Source organism: Promicromonospora noduliphila, from assembly GCF_056951025.1.
Genome location: NZ_CM167806.1, coordinates 212,981 through 230,836 on the forward strand (window position 1 = coordinate 212,981; position 17,856 = coordinate 230,836).

At 73.1% G+C, this 17,856-nt stretch carries 19 protein-coding genes and 1 pseudogene; 7 read left to right on the plus strand and 13 right to left on the minus strand.

What is annotated here, in order from left to right; genetic code table 11:
• The first annotated feature begins 241 nt into the window (after positions 1-241).
• Complete coding sequence (locus AC0QU1_RS00900) at positions 242-523, plus strand: HU family DNA-binding protein (RefSeq protein WP_119140759.1); 282 nt, start codon at positions 242-244, stop codon at positions 521-523.
• 80 nt (positions 524-603) lie between these two features.
• Here AC0QU1_RS00900 and AC0QU1_RS00905 read toward each other — a convergent pair whose 3' ends face one another.
• The 4 genes from AC0QU1_RS00905 to AC0QU1_RS00920 form a co-directional block, all read right to left on the minus strand.
• Positions 604-828 (minus strand): helix-turn-helix domain-containing protein, encoded by a 225-nt coding sequence (locus AC0QU1_RS00905; protein ID WP_483573788.1) that lies wholly within the window; start codon positions 826-828, stop codon positions 604-606.
• Positions 828-1,328, minus strand: a complete 501-nt coding sequence (locus AC0QU1_RS00910) for a DUF2975 domain-containing protein (RefSeq protein ID WP_483573789.1) — start codon at positions 1,326-1,328, stop codon at positions 828-830. Before AC0QU1_RS00910 ends, AC0QU1_RS00905 begins: the two co-directional genes overlap by 1 nt.
• Before the next feature lie 69 nt (positions 1,329-1,397).
• Positions 1,398-3,929: a flippase-like domain-containing protein gene (locus AC0QU1_RS00915; protein WP_483573790.1), complete on the minus strand. Its 2,532-nt coding sequence runs from the start codon at positions 3,927-3,929 to the stop codon at positions 1,398-1,400.
• A 107-nt stretch (positions 3,930-4,036) separates the two neighbouring features.
• Positions 4,037-4,828: a CPBP family intramembrane glutamic endopeptidase gene (locus tag AC0QU1_RS00920; protein ID WP_483573791.1), complete on the minus strand. Its 792-nt coding sequence runs from the start codon at positions 4,826-4,828 to the stop codon at positions 4,037-4,039.
• Between the two features lie 301 nt (positions 4,829-5,129).
• Between AC0QU1_RS00920 and AC0QU1_RS00925 the strand changes: the two genes are divergently transcribed.
• The 6 genes from AC0QU1_RS00925 to AC0QU1_RS00950 all read left to right on the plus strand — a co-directional run bounded on the left by AC0QU1_RS00925 (position 5,130) and on the right by AC0QU1_RS00950 (position 8,917).
• Positions 5,130-5,357: a hypothetical protein gene (locus AC0QU1_RS00925; protein WP_483573792.1), complete on the plus strand. Its 228-nt coding sequence runs from the start codon at positions 5,130-5,132 to the stop codon at positions 5,355-5,357.
• A gap of 1 nt (position 5,358) precedes the next feature.
• A complete protein-coding gene (locus AC0QU1_RS00930; RefSeq protein ID WP_483573793.1) occupies positions 5,359-5,868 on the plus strand; it encodes a hypothetical protein in 510 nt (169 codons plus the stop codon).
• 89 nt (positions 5,869-5,957) lie between these two features.
• Entirely contained in the window at positions 5,958-6,692 is a 735-nt protein-coding gene (locus AC0QU1_RS00935; RefSeq protein ID WP_483573794.1) for a hypothetical protein, read from the plus strand.
• Positions 6,685-6,987, plus strand: coding sequence for a transcriptional regulator (locus AC0QU1_RS00940; protein ID WP_483573795.1), 303 nt, complete (start codon positions 6,685-6,687; stop codon positions 6,985-6,987). Before AC0QU1_RS00935 ends, AC0QU1_RS00940 begins: the two co-directional genes overlap by 8 nt.
• Positions 6,984-8,045 carry an ABC transporter ATP-binding protein gene (locus tag AC0QU1_RS00945; protein ID WP_483573796.1) on the plus strand — a complete coding sequence of 354 codons (1,062 nt, stop codon included), beginning with the start codon at positions 6,984-6,986 and terminating at the stop codon, positions 8,043-8,045. Before AC0QU1_RS00940 ends, AC0QU1_RS00945 begins: the two co-directional genes overlap by 4 nt.
• Positions 8,042-8,917, plus strand: coding sequence for an ABC transporter permease (locus tag AC0QU1_RS00950; RefSeq protein WP_483573797.1), 876 nt, complete (start codon positions 8,042-8,044; stop codon positions 8,915-8,917). The genes AC0QU1_RS00945 and AC0QU1_RS00950 overlap by 4 nt, the downstream gene beginning before the upstream one ends.
• Positions 8,918-9,117: 200 nt before the next feature.
• Here the strand turns inward: AC0QU1_RS00950 and AC0QU1_RS00955 are convergent, their stop codons facing one another.
• The 9 genes and pseudogenes from AC0QU1_RS00955 to hemE form a co-directional block, all read right to left on the minus strand.
• Entirely contained in the window at positions 9,118-9,426 is a 309-nt protein-coding gene (locus AC0QU1_RS00955) for a heavy-metal-associated domain-containing protein (protein ID WP_483573798.1), read from the minus strand.
• A gap of 139 nt (positions 9,427-9,565) precedes the next feature.
• A complete protein-coding gene (hemL, locus tag AC0QU1_RS00960) occupies positions 9,566-10,909 on the minus strand; it encodes a glutamate-1-semialdehyde 2,1-aminomutase (protein ID WP_483576603.1) in 1,344 nt (447 codons plus the stop codon).
• A 68-nt stretch (positions 10,910-10,977) separates the two neighbouring features.
• Positions 10,978-11,925: a porphobilinogen synthase gene (gene hemB / locus AC0QU1_RS00965; RefSeq protein ID WP_483576604.1), complete on the minus strand. Its 948-nt coding sequence runs from the start codon at positions 11,923-11,925 to the stop codon at positions 10,978-10,980.
• Positions 11,926-12,097: 172 nt separating this feature from the next.
• The gene (locus tag AC0QU1_RS00970; protein WP_483576605.1) at positions 12,098-12,799 is read right to left on the minus strand and encodes a uroporphyrinogen-III synthase; all 702 of its coding nucleotides are present in this window, start codon (positions 12,797-12,799) and stop codon (positions 12,098-12,100) included.
• A gap of 210 nt (positions 12,800-13,009) precedes the next feature.
• A pseudogene (locus AC0QU1_RS00975) lies at positions 13,010-13,219 on the minus strand (hypothetical protein); the annotation flags it as partial.
• Positions 13,216-14,316 (minus strand): hydroxymethylbilane synthase, encoded by a 1,101-nt coding sequence (hemC, locus tag AC0QU1_RS00980; RefSeq protein WP_483573799.1) that lies wholly within the window; start codon positions 14,314-14,316, stop codon positions 13,216-13,218. The gene hemC and the pseudogene AC0QU1_RS00975, both read right to left, overlap by 4 nt.
• A 158-nt stretch (positions 14,317-14,474) precedes the next feature.
• Entirely contained in the window at positions 14,475-16,574 is a 2,100-nt protein-coding gene (locus AC0QU1_RS00985) for a protoporphyrinogen/coproporphyrinogen oxidase (RefSeq protein WP_483573800.1), read from the minus strand.
• Entirely contained in the window at positions 16,571-16,756 is a 186-nt protein-coding gene (locus AC0QU1_RS00990; protein ID WP_483573801.1) for a hypothetical protein, read from the minus strand. Before AC0QU1_RS00990 ends, AC0QU1_RS00985 begins: the two co-directional genes overlap by 4 nt.
• Positions 16,753-17,838, minus strand: a complete 1,086-nt coding sequence (gene hemE, locus AC0QU1_RS00995) for a uroporphyrinogen decarboxylase (RefSeq protein WP_483573802.1) — start codon at positions 17,836-17,838, stop codon at positions 16,753-16,755. The genes AC0QU1_RS00990 and hemE overlap by 4 nt, the downstream gene beginning before the upstream one ends.
• Positions 17,839-17,856: the final 18 nt, after the last annotated feature.

The window sequence follows — 17,856 nt, forward strand, 5'->3', positions numbered from 1 at the left end:
GGTAGACCGCTCTGGGTTGCGGAAGTCATCGATTAGTGCGGGGTGACACTGCCCCGGGCGGGGGTGCGCCGTCGTCGTCCACAGGCTCGTACACAGGTTCGCGTCCTCTGAGAGCAGAAAGTTACCCACGACTCGCCGGTCAAGGGCCCGTTCTCCGCGAATTCCTGCCGATCTGCTGGCAGTATGGGGCCTCGTCGTCGGGCGGGTACCGCCGCACGACGTGACCGAAGAAGGGAACCGCATGTCGCTCAACAAGTCCGAGCTCGTCTCGGCCATCGCCAGCAAGGCTGAGATCAACAAGTCCGAGGCCGAGGCCGCGCTCAACGCCTTCCAGGAGGTGCTGATCGAGTCGCTCGCCAAGGGCGAGGCCGTCAAGGTGACGGGCTTCCTCTCGGCCGAGCGCGTCGAGCGCGCCGCCCGCACGGGCCGCAACCCGCGCACCGGCGAGGAGATCTCGATCCCGGCGAACTTCGGTGTCAAGATCAGCGCCGGCTCGCTGCTGAAGAAGGCCGTCGCGAAGTGATGCTTCGCCGCTGATTCTTACAGCGACGCGCAGGCCCGGCTCCCGCATGGGGGCCGGGCCTGCGCGCGTGTGGGGTCCCGCTATGACTGCGTGTCGGGCTCGTCGGGGACCCAGCGCAGGACGTCGCCGGGTTGGCAGCCGAGGGTCTCGCAGATGGCGTTGAGGGTGGAGAAGCGGACTGCCTTGGCGCGGCCGTTCTTCAGGACGGCGACGTTGGCGGGACTGAGGCCGATGGCGTGGGCGAAGTCGCCGACGGACATCTTCCGCTTGGCGAGCTCGACGTCGATGTCGACGACGATGGCCATCAGATCACTCCCTCCATCTCGGTGTGGGTGCTGATGGCGCGCTTGAGCAGGGCGCGAACGACGAGTGCGACGCCGAGCAGGGCGGTCAGGACCAGGCAGCCGAGGCCGGAGAACATCCACAGGCCGAGGTCAGCCATGTCGTTCTCAGGAGGTGTGGGCAGGCCGAAGAAGGTCAGGAAGCCGAACAGCCCGATGACCAGGAGGGTCGCGAACCCGATGGCAGCGATGATCACGGTCATCCAGCGCTGTGAGCCGGGCTCGAAGAAGATGTCCTGGTCGGCGCGCAGGAGGAGCGCCCACAGGGCGACCAGGGTGACCTGCGCGCTGAACAGGAAGGCGATCCCGAGGGCGACCAGGGGAGCGGCGTAGGGCTGGTAGGCGGGGAAGTTGGCGACCTCGTCGGCCGCGGTCTGGGGCAGGATCACGGCTTGGGCGAACAGGGCCAGGACGAGGCCGAGCGTGATCAGGACGGTCAGGAGGATGAAGAGTGTTCGCGGCATGTGTCGATCTTCGCGTCAAATCTATCGATAGTCAATAGATCTCTGTCGATACTCGTGGACCGGTGAGCGCTACAGGTCGCCCTTGCGCTCCAGGTAGCGCATGGCAATCCAGCCCATCGGGACCCGGCCCCAGTACGTGCACAGGCGGTACAGGATCGTCGCGGAGAAGGCGATGGTGGCCGGGACCCCCGCGGCCGACAGGCCAGCGGTCAGTGCGCCCTCGACGCCGCCCAGGCCGCCCGGCGTCGGGATGAGCGCACCGAGCGCGTTGCCCACCAGGTTGACGAGCGCGATGTCGACCAGCGAGAGCGACTGTCCGAAGGCCGCGAGGCAGCACCACAGGGCGACGATGTAGCCGAGCGTCATGATGAGGTTCCCGGCCACGCCGAGGGCGAGGCGGCCCGGGTGGCTGAGCATCTGGGCCAGGCGCGGCCACACCTGGCGCAGCCGGGGCGCGATGAACCCCATGGCCCACCGCCGCACCTTCGGCACCAGCAGCGTGGCGACGACGGCGAGCGCGACGCCCGCCAGCGCCATCAGCACCGCCGGCGACGGCAGCTCCACGAGCGCGCCGGACCCCGTGAAGATCGCCAGCACCACGAGCAGCACCACCGTGACCACGAACTGCGACACCTGCACCAGCGCGACCGTGGCGACCGCCATGGACACCGTCACCCCGCGCTGGGTCAGCAGCCGCAGGTTCAGCGCGGCCGGACCGATCCCGGCGGGCGCCGCGAGGGCGACGAACGAGCCGGCGGCGGCCGTGAGCGTCGCGCGCCCGATCGGCACGCGGGCGGGCGAGAACGCGACGAGGGTGAGGCCCGCGCCGAACCAGGTGAGGACGGCGAGTGCGAACGCCACCGCCACCCACCACGGGTTCGCCTCGCGCACGGCCTGTGCGATCTCGTCGAAGTTGATGGTGGCGACCACCACGGCGATCACGACGATCATCAGCGTGGCGGTGAGCACGGTGCGCGCGCTGAACCGGGAGATGCGCTGCGGCTGGACGCTCGCCTCGGGCAGGCGCTCCACCAAGGCGTCCCGCAGCTCGCCCATGAGGCCCTGCGTCCGGCGCACCTCCTCGCGGGTGGTCCTGGGCAGGGCTATCGACTGGATCAGGGGCCCGAGGGCGGCGATCTCGGCGTCGGGCAGGGCGCGGACGGCGGAGGCGACGGCGCGACGCGGGCCGACCCGCAGCCCGATGAGCGCGAGCATCTGCACCAGGTCGAGGCGTCGCGACAGCGGCGAGGACGCGATGTCGCCCTGCTCCCAGCCCGTGATCCACACGTGCGGGCTCCCGTCGGCGTCCCGGTGCGTGAGCAGGACGTCCTGGGTGAGGGCGCGGTGGGTGAGGCCGCTGGCGTGCGCGCGGCCGAGCTGGTCCCAGGCCTCGGCCAGGACGTCGTCGTGCACCTCGCCGTCGGGCAGGTCGCGGAGCGACATGGCCTGGGAAGCGTGCTCGAGGACGAGCGCTATCGAGTCGCCGAACTCGCCGATCCCCAGGAGCCGGGGCGTGCGGACGCCGGCGGCGGTGGCGGCGTAGGACAGCAGCGCCGTGCGCTCGGCGACGGCCTTGAGCGAGATGGCGGCCCGCCCCTCGATGCCGCGCAGGCGCAGGGCTCGCCACAGGCGCGTGATGAGGCCGACGACCTGGCGGTCGCCGTCGAGCACCACGACGTCGCGGCGGACGTCGTCGGCGCAGTACAGGGCGTAGACGCGGTTGTCGCCGGTGCGGCCGAGGGCGAGCGCGGCCGGGTCGTCGGGCGTGCCCTCCTGGGCGGCTTGGGGGAACGCGACTGCGTGGTCGGACAGGGCGTGCACGCGGGCCAGCGACGTCGGCACGAACCCGGCGCGCCGCACGGCCGTGACCAGGTCGGCCCCGTAGGCCCGCTCGCTGCGGATGCCCGACACGTACTGCACGGCCGAGCCCGCGAGGCGGCCCAGCAGCAGCGCGACGAGCACGCCGGGCAGCGACACCTGCCCGGTGATCAGCACGATGAGCAGGGCGACGAACATCAGGTTCCACGAGATGCGGACGGTGCGGCGGCGGGTCGCCGGCCCGGCGACCGTGAGCATCGCCGTCAGCGCGACGGCGTACTCGGGGATGGTCAGCACGTACCCCGTGCCGCGTTCCCAGACCGACAGGCCGCGCACCAGCTCGTCCGAGCCCAGGTGGCTCACCATGAGCGTGGTCAGCCTGCCGATCAGCAGCCCGACGGCGCCCGCGACGATGGACTCGACGATCTGCCGGCCCAGGCGCCGCACGCCCAGCTCGATCATCACCGCGACCGGGGCGAACAGGCTGACCAGGCCCTGCAGCGCAGCGACCGGCACGAACAGGATCGTGGCCAGCAGGTCGTTGAAGCTCCGGACGTCCTCGGTGACGCCGGTGGTGGTGCCGTGCGCGACGACCGACAGGACCATGACGCCGGCCGTGCCGAGCGCGCACCCGATCATCCAGACCAGCGCCCGCGGGTGCCGCACGCGCTGCTCCGGGGTGTCGAAGACACGGACGAAGCCGGTCTCGTCGACGACGGCTGTCTGCGGTGCGTCGGCGACGTCGGCACCGGCGTCAGCCCGGCCGGTGCGCGAGTTGGACATACTCGGGATTCTATGGCCGTTGAGATGTACTTGACCTGGGAGCCGGCGTGGGCACCCGGATTGTCCGGCTCAGGCCGGGAGCTCCCCGGTTGTGGCCCGCCGCGCCGTCACCGGATGCCGAGGGCCTCGCGCCACTCGGCGGGCACCAGGGCGTAGCCGACGAACGCCACCACGTCGAGCAGCGTGTGTGCGACGACGAGGGGGACGATCCGCCGTCGTCCGCCGGGCTGGAACAGAGGTGACGTGTAGAACCACGAGAAGACCACGCCCATCACCACGTTCCCCAGGAACGGCCCGATACCCTGGTACAGGTGGTACGACCCGCGCAGGAGCGAGCTGGCCACGATGAACCGCACGCGGTTCCAGCCCAGGTCCCGCGTGCGCTCGTACAGGTAGCCGACGGCGATGACCTCCTCGAGCAGGCCGTTCTGGAACGCGCTGAGCAGCAGCACGGGGACGGTCCACCAGTGCGTCCCCAGGGCGCTCGCCTGCACCTCCACGGTGATACCGAGCGCACGCCCCAGGGCGTAGAACGCGAGGCCGGGGATGCCGATGGCGGCGGCGAGCGCGACGCCCCAGCCGACGTCGCGGCCCGGGCGGCTGCCGTCCAGGCCGAGGCTGCGGACGGCGCTGCGGCCGTGCCCGCCGAGCAGGTAGATCGCCAGGGCCACGGGGACCAGCGCGAACCCGATGCTCAGGAGCTGGTAGACGAGGTCGAGGTACGGGCGCTCCGACTGGCTCGCGTTGAGGGTGGCGGTCTGCTCGGCGAGCGGCGTGCCCGCCGTGAGCCGGGCGGCGATGTTGACGAGCGCGTACACCGCGGACTGGCCCAGGCTGAGCCCCAGCACGATCCAGGTCTCGGCGGCGACACGACGGCGGGAGGCGAGTTGCACGGTCACGTCCGGAACCTACCCCGCGTGCCTGGCAGTTCGCCGACCGCCGGTCAGCGGTTCGAGGCGCGCCGCACGAAGTCCGCCAGGTCCGCCGACTGGGCGACGCGACTCCGGGTGCACGTACATCATGTGCCCCGCCGGGTAGACGGGGGTCTGCTCCGTTGCGTATGAGCAACAAACGACTACTAATGATGCGAATCATCTGGAAAGACGGCAATATGCGGTGAGTAGTTCGACACCGCCAAGCAGTCCGCGAGTACGGCCGAACTGTTGGCAAACTCCAACGCGAGGGGTATGTTGCGAATACATGGTCAGTGCTGGGCGCCATCCGAAGAATCCTGTCAACGCGGTGATCTGCGACCTGCCGCAAGGCATCGAGGTAGTGCCGATCCACAACGGGCATCGCTGGGGCATGCTGGAATGCGGGGTGTGTGGCGCGACCGAGGCGATCTGGTCGACGCCGCGCGATGCCGACAACCACGCGCGGCGCCTGCTCAGGTTCGTCGCGCGGCACGTGCACGACGAGGAGGGCTGATATGCCGGTTTACGAGTTCACGATGGTCCTCGACCGAGACCTCTCGGACGGCGACTACGACCGGCTCTTCGAGGCAGGCCTCGATGACAGTTCTCCGGGCTCTGAGGGCGGTCGCGGGTACGTCGCCGTGACAAGGGAGGCGCCCCGTCTCCTGGATGCGATCGTGTCTGCCGTCCACGACGTCGTGCGCGCCGGACTGCGTCCGGTCGCGATCGCGGACGAGGATCTGGTCACGCTCGGGCAGATCGCCGAACGTTCCGGACGCACCCACGAATCCGTTCGGCTCCTAGCCGCGGGCCGCCGAGGGCCCGGTGGGTTCCCTGCTGCTGTGGGTTCGGGCAAGACCTCGCTCTACTCCTGGGCCGAGGTGTCGGACTGGTTCGCCGAGAAGCTCGGCGTCGTCGTCCAGCCGCACGATGCGGACGCGCGCCTGCTCGCCGCCGCGTCGCACATCCTGCGCGCTCGCGCACTGGCGCCGACGGAGGACCTCGCTCTGCTCGCTTCTGCCTGATCGCCCGCCTCGGGGAGATTTCCTTGCATCGTCCGAGTGCGTTCCGGCAGACTGGTTTGCAGTACAAACCAGTCTGAGAGGCAAGCGTCATGGCGAACGATCCGACGTCGGGCACACCGGCGGACCCTGAGCGGCCGGCCGGTCCGGAGGAGCCGGCCCACGCCGGCAGCCCGGCGGGCCTCAACCCGGCGGAGACGCTGCGGATGATCCGGCAGCAGCAGGAGGCGGCACGGGATGCCACCGAGCCCGACGGGCGCCTGCTGTTCGGCGCGTGGGGCCTCGCGTGGCTGCTCGGGTACCTGGCCATGTGGGTGACCGCCCGCGACACGGGGCGCCCGGAGGGCTGGGCCGGCTGGGTGCTCGCCGGGTGCATCGTCGGGGCGATGGTGTTCACGATCGTGCACAGCGTCAGCCGCACCGCCGGCCTGCGCGGCACGAGCGCGCGGATCGGCGCGCTGTACGGGTGGACCTGGTTCCTCTCCTTCACGGCCTTCGCCGTGGTGCTCGGCGCCATGGGCGACGCCGGCGCGTCGCAGGAGGTCCTCGCGGTCGCCGCGAACGGCTTCGCCTGCCTGATCGTCGGCCTCATGTACATCGCGGGCGGCCTGCTGTTCGGCGAGCTGCGCATGTCCGCCGTCGGCGCGTGGATGCTGGTCACCGCGGTGCTCGCCGCGCTCGCCGGGATGCCGACCACCTACCTCGTGATGGCCGTGGCGGGCGGCGGGGGGTTCCTGGCCATGGTCGTGGTGGAGCAGGTGTTCCGAGCTCGGCGCCGATCACCCGGGCCCGCCGAGAGGACGGAGGGCGGTGGCCAGGGTGCCTGAGGATCTCGACCCCGTGATCCACGCCCCCGCCCGGCTCCGGGTCGTCGCCTCGCTCGCGGCGCTGGGCCCTGGGGACGAGGTGGCGTTCCCCAAGCTGCGGAAGCTGCTCGACATGACCGCCGGAAACCTGTCCACCCATCTGCGCAAGCTGGAGGACGCCGGGTACGTGCGGGTCACCAAGACCCACGAGGGCCGGATGCCCGCTACCTACCTGGCCCTCACCGACACCGGCCGCACCGCGTTCGCGGACTACCAGGCGGCACTGATGGACCTTCTGAAGGGAGCACAGCGATGAGTGCGGTAGAGGTCAGCGGGGTGACGCGGCGCTTCGGCGACGTCGTCGCCCTCGACGACGTCTCGCTGGAGGTGGGGCACGGCGAGCTGGTGGGCCTGCTCGGGCCCAACGGGGCCGGCAAGTCCACGCTGCTGTCGCTGGTCAGCGGCCAGCGCCGGCCCGACACCGGGGTGGTGCGCCTGCACGGCCGCGACCCGCGGGACGCGAGGTCGCGGATGGTGCTCGGCCTGACCCCGCAGGAGACGGGGCTGCCCGCCACGCTGCGGGTGCGCGAGGTGGTCGACTTCGTGGGCGGCCACTACCCGAACCCGGTGCCGACCGACGAGCTGCTGGAGCAGTTCGGGCTCGCCGAGCTGGGCAAGCGGCAGACGGGCTCGCTGTCCGGTGGGCAGAAGCGGCGGCTCGCCGTCGCCATGTCACTGGTGGGACGGCCCGGCGTCGTGCTGCTCGACGAGCCCACCACCGGGCTCGACGTGTCCGGCCGCGCCGCGCTGTGGGACGCCATCCGGGCGTACCACGCCGGCGGGGGCACGGTGCTGCTCACCTCGCACTACCTGGAGGAGGTGCAGGCGCTCGCGGAGCGGGTGGTCGTGATCGACCACGGGACCGTCCTGGCCGACGACTCCCTCGAAGCCGTCCTGCGCCGCGTGGGCATGCGCCGCGTGCACGTGAGCACGCGCGCCGCCGACGTGTCGGACGCCCGGGCGGCCTCCGCGTCCGACGTGTCGGACGGGTGGGTGCGGCAGGAGCACCTGGTCGCCGACTCGGACGCCTTCGTCCGCGACCTGGTCGCCTCGGGCACGGAGTTCCGCGACCTGGAGATCCGCGGGGCATCGCTGGAGGAGGCGTTCGGGCAGCTCGTCGGTGGGGCGGACGGCGGGCGGGGCGCTGGGTCTGCGGGCAAGGTCCGGGCTGACGACGTGGGGCGGGAGGCCGGGGCAGCGTCCGACGTCGGGGCGGACGACGCGGCGCGGGAGGCCGGGTCGGCGTCCGAGGTCCGGGCGCAGGCCGCCGAGCCGGAGACACCGCGGCAGACAACGGAAGGAGCGGTGCGATGAGCGCCACCACGAGCACGAGCCTGGGTCCCCACGAAGATCCGCAGCGCGGTGAGGACGCTTCGCGGGGTGGGGCGGTGGGCTGGGCGGCCGGCTCGGATGAGGCGGACGCCGGACGCACCCAGCCCTTCCTCAAGCTGTCCTGGCTGCACCTCAAGTACCAGTTCCTGGAGACGGTCCGGATCCCCATCGCGGTGCTCGGGAACGTGCTGTTCCCCTCACTGTCCATGTTCTTCTTCGTGGTGCCGCAGACGGCGGTGGCGGGCAATCCGGAGCTCGCCACGACCGCCGTCGCCGGCCTCGGGCTGTTCGCCGTGTGCTCGGCGAGCCTCTTCACCTACGGCCTCGGCGTCGCGGAGGACCGGCAGCTCCCGTTCTACCCGTTCCTGCGGTCGCTGCCCGCCGGGCCCGGCCCGCAGATGGTGGCGCGCGTGCTGAACGGCGGGATCTTCTCGCTGTTCGGCCTGGTGCCGCTGATCCTCATCGGCTGGCTGTTCACGGCGGCCACGGTTACCGCGGGGCAGCTCATCGCGGGGGTCGGCACCATCCTGGCCGTGTCGGTGCCGTTCGTGCTGCTCGGCATGGCCATCGGGTACGCGCTGTCGGCCAAGGCGGCGCTGCCGGTGGTGCAGATCATCCTGTTCCCGCTGGCCTTCGCGGGCGGGCTGTTCCTGCCGCCCCAGCTCTTCCCCGGCTGGTTGGACGCCATCTCGCAGGCCACGCCGACTCGTGCCGGCCGCGACCTGCTGGTCCAGGCGGTGACCGGGGCGGACGCCTACTCGCTCGCGCTCCCGGTCCTGGCCGGGTGGACCCTGCTGTTCGCGGTGCTGGCGGTGCTCTCGTACCGCAACGACGAGGGCCGCCGCTTCCGCTGACGGCGGCGCCGAGCGTCCACTGTCGCTTTCGAGACCGAGGTTCTTCGCTGTGAGCCGGCCCCCAGCGCAGAACCTCGGTCTTGAAGGAGAGCAGCCCCCTTCGGCGGGCGGCCCGGTGAGGTCAGGCGGCCCGGTGAGGTCAGGGGGCCCGGTGAGGTCAGGGGGCCCGGTGAGGTCAGGGGGTCCGCTCGGGAAAGAGGTCAGGACGGGATGACCGGGAGCATCCGCTTGGCCTGGCGGGCCGGCGCCTGCGCGGCGGACTCGGCGGCCACAGCGTTCTCCAGCACGTCCAGGCCCACGACGGAGTAGCCGGCCTCGTCGACGGCGTCCCGCAGGGGCGCCTCGGCGAGCGGCAGCTTGGAGATCACGCGGACCAGCGAGGTGTCGCCCGCGCGCAGCTCGACGCTCACGTCCTGGACGTCCGGGACGCCCCGCAGCTCGTTGGTCACGGTGGACACGCAGTGTCCACAGGTCATACCGCTCACGGCCAGCGTGGTCACGGTGGTCATGTCGCCTCCTCGGTCGGTGGGTCAGGCTGAGACTAGTGCGCCGGAGGTGTTCGTGGGAGGTCGCGGTTCGCGGACGGTCGGGTCGGCGGCGCGCACCACGGCAGTGCGGTGACGGCGGCTCGCACTATCGGCGGCTCCGCTATGGCTGCGCGGCGGCAGCGGCCCGCGCCGCGCCGGGGAGCGCGTCCAGGATCCGCGACACCGCGGCGTCGTCGTGCGCGGCGGACACGAACCACGCCTCGAAGACGGACGGCGGCAGGTTGACGCCCGCCGCCAGCATCGCGTGGAACAGGGCCGTGTACCGGAAGGTCTCCTGCGCCTGGGCCTGCGCGTAGTCCCGCACGCCCGACGCGGCCGCCAGCGGCCCGAAGAACACCGAGAACAGCGAGCCGGCGCGCTGCACACGGTGCTCGACGCCCTCGGCGGTCAGCGCCTCGCCGACGGCGTGGGACAGCACCCCCGAGACCTCGTTCACCCGCGCGTACACGGCGTCGTCGGCCAGCCGGAGGGTCGCGAGACCCGAGGCGACCGCTACCGGGTTACCGGACAGCGTGCCGGCCTGGTAGACGGGTCCCAGCGGCGCCAGGTGGTCCATGACCGACGCCGCGCCGCCCAGTGCCGCCACGGGCATGCCGCCGCCGATGACCTTGCCGAACGTGAACAGGTCGGGGGTGTAGCCCTCGCCGCCCTGCGCGCGCAGCGCGGCGTTCTCCAGCCCCCACCAGCCGGATGGGCCCACGCGAAAGCCGGTGAGCACCTCGTCCATGATCAGCAGCGCGCCGTGCGCCGACGTGATCCGCCGGAGCCCCTCGTTGAAGCCCTCGACGGGCGGCACGACGCCCATGTTCGCGGGCGACGCCTCGGTGATCACCGCGGCGATCTGGGAGCCGTGCTGCGCGAACGCGGCCTCGACGGCGGCGAGGTCGTTGTAGGGGAGCACGAGCGTCTCGGCCGCCGCGGCCTCGGTCACGCCCGCCGAACCGGGTAGCGCGAGCGTCGCCACGCCCGAGCCGGCCTCGGCCAGCAGCCCGTCCACGTGCCCGTGGTAGCACCCGGCGAACTTGACGATCAGCGACCGGCCCGTGAACCCCCTGGCCAGGCGGATCGCCGTCATCGTCGCCTCGGTGCCAGTGGACACGAGGCGGACGCGTTCGGCGGCGGGCACCCGGCGTCGGACCTCCTCCGCGAGGTCGACCTCGGCGACCGTCGGGGCACCGAACGACAGGCCGTGTGCCGCGGCCTCCTGCACCGCCGCGACGACCTCTGGATGCGCGTGCCCGAGCAGCGCCGGGCCCCACGAGCCGACGAGGTCCACGTACTCGCGCCCCGCCACGTCGGTGACGTACGGGCCGCGGGCCGAGGCGAGGAACCGCGGGTCGCCGCCCACGCTGCGGTACGCGCGGACGGGCGAGTTCACGCCGCCCGGGATGGCGCCCTGCGCGCGCAGGAACGCCGCGTGGTTCGGCTCGGGGGCCCGCCGCAGGCCCTGGGCCTCTGCCCGGGTCGCGGTCTCGGCGGGCTCGTGCACCGGTTCAGACACCTGATCCATCCTCACTTGATCCACTCGGCGAGCTCGAGCGCCCAGTACGTGAGGATCACGTCGGCGCCCGCCCGCTTGATGCTCGTCACGGACTCCAGGACGGCCCGGTCCCGGTCGATCCAGCCGTTCGCGCCCGCCGCCTCGATCATCGCGTACTCGCCCGACACCTGGTACGCGGCCACGGGCACGTCGCTCCGGTCGGCGACGGCGCGCAGCACGTCCAGGTACGACCCGGCCGGCTTCACCATCACCATGTCCGCGCCCTCCGCGAGGTCCAGGTCGGCCTCGCGCAGACCCTCGCGGGCGTTGGCGACGTCCATCTGGTAGGTCTTGCGGTCGCCCGTGAGCTCCGAGTCGACGGCCTCGCGGAACGGGCCGTAGTACGCGCTCGCGTACTTGGCGCTGTAGGCGAGGATGCTCGTGTCCGTGAGGTCGGCGTCGTCGAGCGCGTCGCGGATCATGGCCACCTGGCCGTCCATCATGCCCGACGGCGAGATCACGTCGGCACCCGCCCGCGCCTGCGCCACCGCCATGGAGGCGTACCGGGCCAGGGTCGCGTCGTTGTCCACGGCCCCTTCGGGGGTCAGGACGCCGCAGTGGCCGTGGTCGGTGAACTCGTCCAGGCAGGTGTCGGCCATGAGGACCGGCGTGGGTGCGCCCGGGGCGAGGCCCTCGTCCAGCGCGGCCCGGGACGCCCGGAGCGCCCGCTGCAGGATCCCGTCCTCGGCGTCGGCCTGCGAACCGTGCGCGTCCTTGACCGCCGGGATGCCGAACAGCATGACACCGCCCAGGCCCGCGTCCCGCGCGGCCCGGACGGCCTCGACCAGGCTCTCCTCGGTGTGCTGCACCTGCCCCGGCATGCTCGCCAGCGGCGCGGGCTCGGTCAGGCCCTCCTTGACGAAGAGCGGCAGCACCAGGTCGGCGGGGTGCAGGCGGGTCTCGGCGACCAGGCGGCGCATGCCCGGCGTGGCGCGCAGACGACGCGGCCGGTACACGATCCCGGTGGTGCTCACGGTGTCCCTACTTTCTGTTGGGCTTGGGCTTGGGCTTGGGCTTCGGTTCGACTTCGGTTCGGTGACGCGCGTGTCGGACGCTGGGTCACCAGGATGACCTGGGCGTGGGACAGGTGCCTCAGGTTCTGACAAGTGCGGTGATCACGGCGTCGGCCAGGGCCGCGTCCGTGGGCCTCTCCGCGACGGCGAGCACCGTGTGCCCGACGGCGTCCGCCGCGCGCGCCGACGGCTCCCCGATCGCGACGACCCGTTGCGGACCGAGCTGGGCCGCGACCTGGCGGGCGGCCGAGTCGGAGGTGACCACGACGACGTCGTACCGCCGTCTGAGCTCCGGGTCCAGCTCGCGTGCGACCGTCCGGTAGGCGGTCACGGTGTCGACCGCCCAGCCCTTGGCCTCGAGGCCGGTACGCAGCGTGTCGGACGCGAGATCCCCGAGCGGGAGCAGCACGCGCGGCGGGAGCGGTTCGTGCGGCGGGAGCAGGTCGCGCGCGGGATCGCCTGGGCCGGCCGTGTCGGATGACTCGCCGGTCCTGTCTGACGACCCGCGGGTCTTGTCGAATGATCCGTCGTTCGTACCGGACGACTCACCGGCCGCGCCGCGATGCAGACCGTCGGGCGCCGCGTCGCGGTCTGGGCCGCCAGGCGTGGCATTGCGAGCCGGCCCGGTGGGCGCGGCGGGGAAGGCTGCGGCGAGTCCGGCGGAGGTTGCCTTCTCCGGAACCAGATCGACCGTGACGCCGTAGTCGGCCAGCGCGCGTCGTGTCGCGGGTCCGACGGCGGCCCACCGGGTAGATGCGGCCCAGCGAGTGGATGCGGACATATCGACGCGGGAACCGACTCTCTCGCGGACGGGTGTTGCACCGAGTAGACCGTGTCTACTTTCGGCAACATAGCTCCGGGAGGAACTCTTTCCGTCGAGAGCTGTCGGAGGCGTCTCCGCCTCCAAGGTCGTCCGGGGCGCTGCATCAGGCGGTGCATCGCCGAGCAGTGCGTCCACGGCGTTCACGCTCGTGATCACCACCCAGGCGTATGTGCCGGCTGCGATCCGCGCCCGGGCGGCGTCGAGCTCTGTCGGGTCCTCGACGGGTGCACGCTCGATCACAGGAGCGGCGACCGGGTCCAGCCCGCGCTCGCGCAGCAGCGCGAGGAGCCCGGCGGCCCGCGCCGGGGCACGCGCGACCAGGACGGACGGCCGCCCGTCCCGGAGACCTTCGACTGTTGGCGGGTCCGGCTCGGTCACGCCTTCTCCGGCACGGTCGCGCTCAGCGGGGCGAGCCGCTCGGCGCCGTCGGCCAGCAGGTTCTCCGCGACGGAGACGCCGAGCGCGCGGGCGGCGTCGTCGAGAAGCTCCGGCGCGACGTCCTGGGAGAGCAGCGCCTCCCCGCTGCGCGACATCTGCTCGGAGCCGTCCACGGCGGCCACGACGGCGCGCAGCTCGAGCACCGTGCCGGACACCGTGGCGTGCGCACCGACCGGGGCCGCGCAGCCGGCCTCGAGCCGCGCCAGCACGGAGCGCTCGGCGAGGACGGCGAGGCGGGTCGGGCGGTGGTCGAGCAGGTGGATGGCCTCGGCGAGGTCGGGCACGCGGGGCTTGGCACCGGCGTCCTTCCACGACGTATCCGCGGTGCGCTGCGATACCCCGCGGGAGTCCTCGGGTTCGGACATGATGTCCGCCGTGCGCACCTCGACGGCCAGCGCGCCCTGCCCGGGTGCGGGGGCGACGACGCCGACGTCGAGCAGCTCGCTGATCACCTCGGTGCGGCCCAGGCGGGCCAGGCCCGCGTAGGCGAGGACGACGGCGTCGAGGTCGGCGTCGGGGCCGAGCGCCCGGTTGAGGCGGGTGCCGACGTTGCCGCGGATGTCGACGACGTCCAGGTCGGGCCGGGCGGCGCGGATCTGCGCGGCCCGGCGGGGCGAACCCGTGCCCACGCGGCCACGTTGCGGGAGCGTCGCGAGGGTGAGCCCGTCGCGCGCGCAGAGGGCGTCGCGCGGGTCCTCGCGCTCGGGCGTCACGAACGTGAGGCCGGATGCGGGTGCGGTCGGGAGATCCTTGAGGGAGTGGACGGCGACGTCGCAGCGGCCGTCGAGCAGCGCCTCGCGCAGGGCCGTCACGAAGACGCCGGTGCCGCCGAGGCTCGCGAGGCTCCCCGTCTTCACGTCGCCCTCTGTCCTGATGTGCACCAGCTCGACTGGGCGGCGGGTCAGCTCCTCCAGGCGCCTGGCGACCAGACCGCTCTGGGTGGTGGCGAGGGCGCTCGCGCGGGTGCCGAGGCGGATCGGCGCGGCGCTGCCCTCGGTGTTTCCGGGGGTGCTGACGGACAGGGGGGCCGGGGTCACCAACCCAGTCTCTACCCGAACCCCCGCCGGGACGAAACCCGGGGACGCCTCACGGGCCGATCTCACAGGGTTGCTGGCGGGTTGTCAGATCGCGGGCGGCCGCCTTCGCGGCGTCCGCCCACGTGCAGCGGCTCCGGCGGGGCTGACCTCCCCTGGTCTCAGGCCGGTTCCTCCAGTCGCTCGGCAGTACGTTGCGCATGCCCGACGATCGCCGCGAGGCCGGTGCCCGCGATCCAGCCGCCGGTGACGTCGAGGCCCGGTTCGGCCCGTACTGCCTCCTCGAACTGCTTGATCGCGGCCCGGTAGGCCGGCGTCGGCGGGGGCAGCGAACCGTCCCAGCGCTGGTGCAGGCTGTCCCGGACGCGGCCGGTCAGGTCTACACCGAGCAGCACCGACGCATCGCGGGCTGCCTCCTCGGCGGTCGGGTCCGGCGTCGGCTCGCCGATGCGGCCGTAGCTGAGACGCACCACGTGCCAGCCTGGTCCGACGGCGTCGCGCACGCGCCGCGCCAGCCACGGCCACTTGGCCGTCGCGTGGGTCAGCGCCTTGGCTCGGACGTTGCTCGGCGATGTGGTTCCCCGGTCGGGGTCGTCCGGGGCGCGCGAGTCGTCCGACGACGTGGTATCCCGGTCGTGGTCGTCAGGGGCTTTGACGCGCCGGTCGTTGGGCGATGTGGTGTGCGGGTCGCGCGAGGGATCGGCGCGGTAATCGCCGAGCGTTGTGGTGCGGGGGTCGCCCGGGGCATCGCCGTCGTGATCGCCGGATGTTGTGGTGTGCGGGCCGCTCGATGTCGTGGTGCGTGCGTTGCCCCGCGTCGGCCCGGGGGCGACCAGCATCCCCGAACCGCGCGGCGCCGCGTCCAGCTCGGGCGCTTCAAGGAGCAGGGTCACCAGGCGGATGTCGGCGCCGCGCTCGGGCGCCGCCGGCGGAACAAGCGCGGGGGATGCGGTTGGCGCAAGTCCGGTCCGCTGCACGTCCGCGGACGCGAGGTCGGTCGTCTGCACGTCCGCGGTCGTGAGGTCGGTCCCTTGCAAGTCTGCGGTCGTGAGGTCGGTCGGTTGCATCGAGATCGGTCCAGCGCTGGACCGATCTCGATGCAACCGACCGACGTCGGCGTTGGCGCCCAGCAAGGGACCGAACTCGGTGCGCGTCGCCAGGACCACGCGCCGGGTGCGGAACACCTGACCGTCCTCCGTGCGCACCAGCCAGTCGCCGTGGGCTCCGCCGAGACCGGCGGCGCCGTCCTCGCCACCTGCGGCCTTCGCTCCGCCACCTGCGGCTTCCGCTCCGCCGCCTGCGGCTTCCGCTCCGCCACCTGCGGCCTTCGCTCCGCCGCCAGCGGCCCTCGCCTCGCCGCCAGCGGCCTTCGCCTCGCTGTCAGCGGCCTTCGCCTCGCTGTCAGCGGCCTTCGCCTCGCTGTCAGCGGCCTTCGCCCCGCCATCAATGGTCTTCGTCTCGCCGCCAGCGGCCCCCGCCCCGGCGACGGCGTTCTCGGTTCCGACCACCTCCGCCCGCAACCGCTCCACGCCAACCACCCGCGTCCCTACCCGCACGTCCAGCCGCTCCACCAGCGCATCCACCAGGGCGTGCACCCCGCCGTCGATCCCGCGCACCGCCGACCCCGGCGGAGCCGCCGCCCGCAGCGACGCCACGGCACGCGAGAGGGATCCGGTCCGCGCGTACGCGTCGAGCAGCCCGGGGGCGACGGCGGCGACGTCGAGCCGGTCGAGCGGCGCCGAGTGCACCCCGGCCGCCACGGGCGTGACCAGCCGGTCCGCCACCCGGGACCCGAGCCGGGACCGCGCGAACGTCCCGAGGTCGGTCGTGTCGACGATCCGGGCCGGCAGCACCCGGTCCAGCGCGCCGCGCAGCACGCCCGGCCAGCCGATCGCGCGCCGCACGTCCGCCGCCCACGGCCGTGAGGGGATGCCCAGCACCCCGGCGGCAGGCAGGGGGAACGCCCGACCGGCCGCATAACCCCAGGCAGAGAGGCCGGCGGGCGACTCGATCGTCAGCCCCAGCTCCTCGGCCAGCCGCTCGACGACCCCGCCCCGCACCGCGAACGACTCGGCCCCGAGGTCCAGGGGAACGTCCGGCAGGGACGCGAACGACCCGCCACGGATCGGCCCGCCCGCCCGGTCGGCGGCCTCCAGCACGACCACGCGCAGCCCCCGCGTCGCGAGCGTATGCGCCGCGACGAGCCCGCCGATCCCGGCCCCGACGACGACGGCGTCGGCCACCTGGGTCTGTCCGCTCACGGAAGCCCGCCGCCCACGACGTCAACCGCCGCCGAGCCGCCCGCCGCCGTCCCGCCCGCCGCGGTCCCGCCCGCCGTCGTCCCGCCCGCCGTCGTCCCGCCCGCCGTCGTGCCGCCCGCCGTCCCGCCGTCCGACGGCGCGCCGGTTCCGGCCCCGCACCGCCAACCGGCCGCCGGCGTCACAACGAGTGCACCAGCTCGACCACGCGGGTCAGCACCGTCGGGTCCGTCTCCGGCGGAACCCCGTGGCCCAGGTTGACCACGTGCCCCGGCGCCTTGAGCCCGCGGGAGACCACGTCCCGCACGTGCGCCTCCAGCACGTCCCACGGCGCGGCCAGCAGAGCGGGGTCGATGTTCCCCTGCAGCGGCACGCCGGGCAGCAGGGCGGCGGCCTCGTCCAGCGGGGTCCGGTAGTCGACGCCCACCGCGTGGTCCGCCACACCAGCCGAGACCAGCACCGAGCGCATGGCGGGCAGCAGGTGCCCGGTCCCGGTGCCGAAGTGGATGGCCGGCACGCCGGCGTCCGCGATGTGGGAGAGCGCCCGCGTGGACGACGGCGCGACGCGCGAGGAGTAGTCCGCGAGCGACAGCGACCCGGCCCACGAGTCGAAGAGCTGCACCGCGCTCGCCCCGGCCTCGACCTGCGCCCGGAGGAACTCCCCGGTGAGGTCGGCGGTCCACGTCACGAGCGCGTCCCACGTCGCGGGGTCGGCGTGCATCAGGGTGCGCGCGGCCAGGTGATCGCGCGAGGGCCGGCCCTCCACGAGGTAGGCGGCCAGCGTGAACGGCGCGCCGCCGAAGCCGATCAGCGGCGTCGGCCCCAGCTCCGCGACGGTCAGGGCCACGGCCTCGCGGATGGGCTCAAGGGCGTCGTCGTCCAGCGTGCGCGACACCAGCTGGGCGACGTCGTCGGGCGTCCGGTACGGCTGGTCCATCACGGGCCCGACCCCGGGCGCGATGTCCACGCCCACCCCGGCCAGCTTGAGCGGCACCACGATGTCCGAGAAGAAGACGGCGGCGTCCACCCCGTGCCGCCGGACCGGCTGCAGCGTGATCTCGGCCGCCAGCTCCGGGCGCAGGCAGGCCTCCAGCATGCCCGTGCCCTCGCGCGCCGCGCGGTACTCGGGCAGGGAGCGGCCGGCCTGGCGCATGAACCAGACGGGCGTGCGACCAGGACGTTCGCCTCGGAGCGCCTGCACGAGGGGTGCGGCAGAGGTCCGTCCGTCGGTGAGCGGGTGAGCGGGGGCGACCGTGGTGGACTTCACGCTTCCCGATTCTGCCCT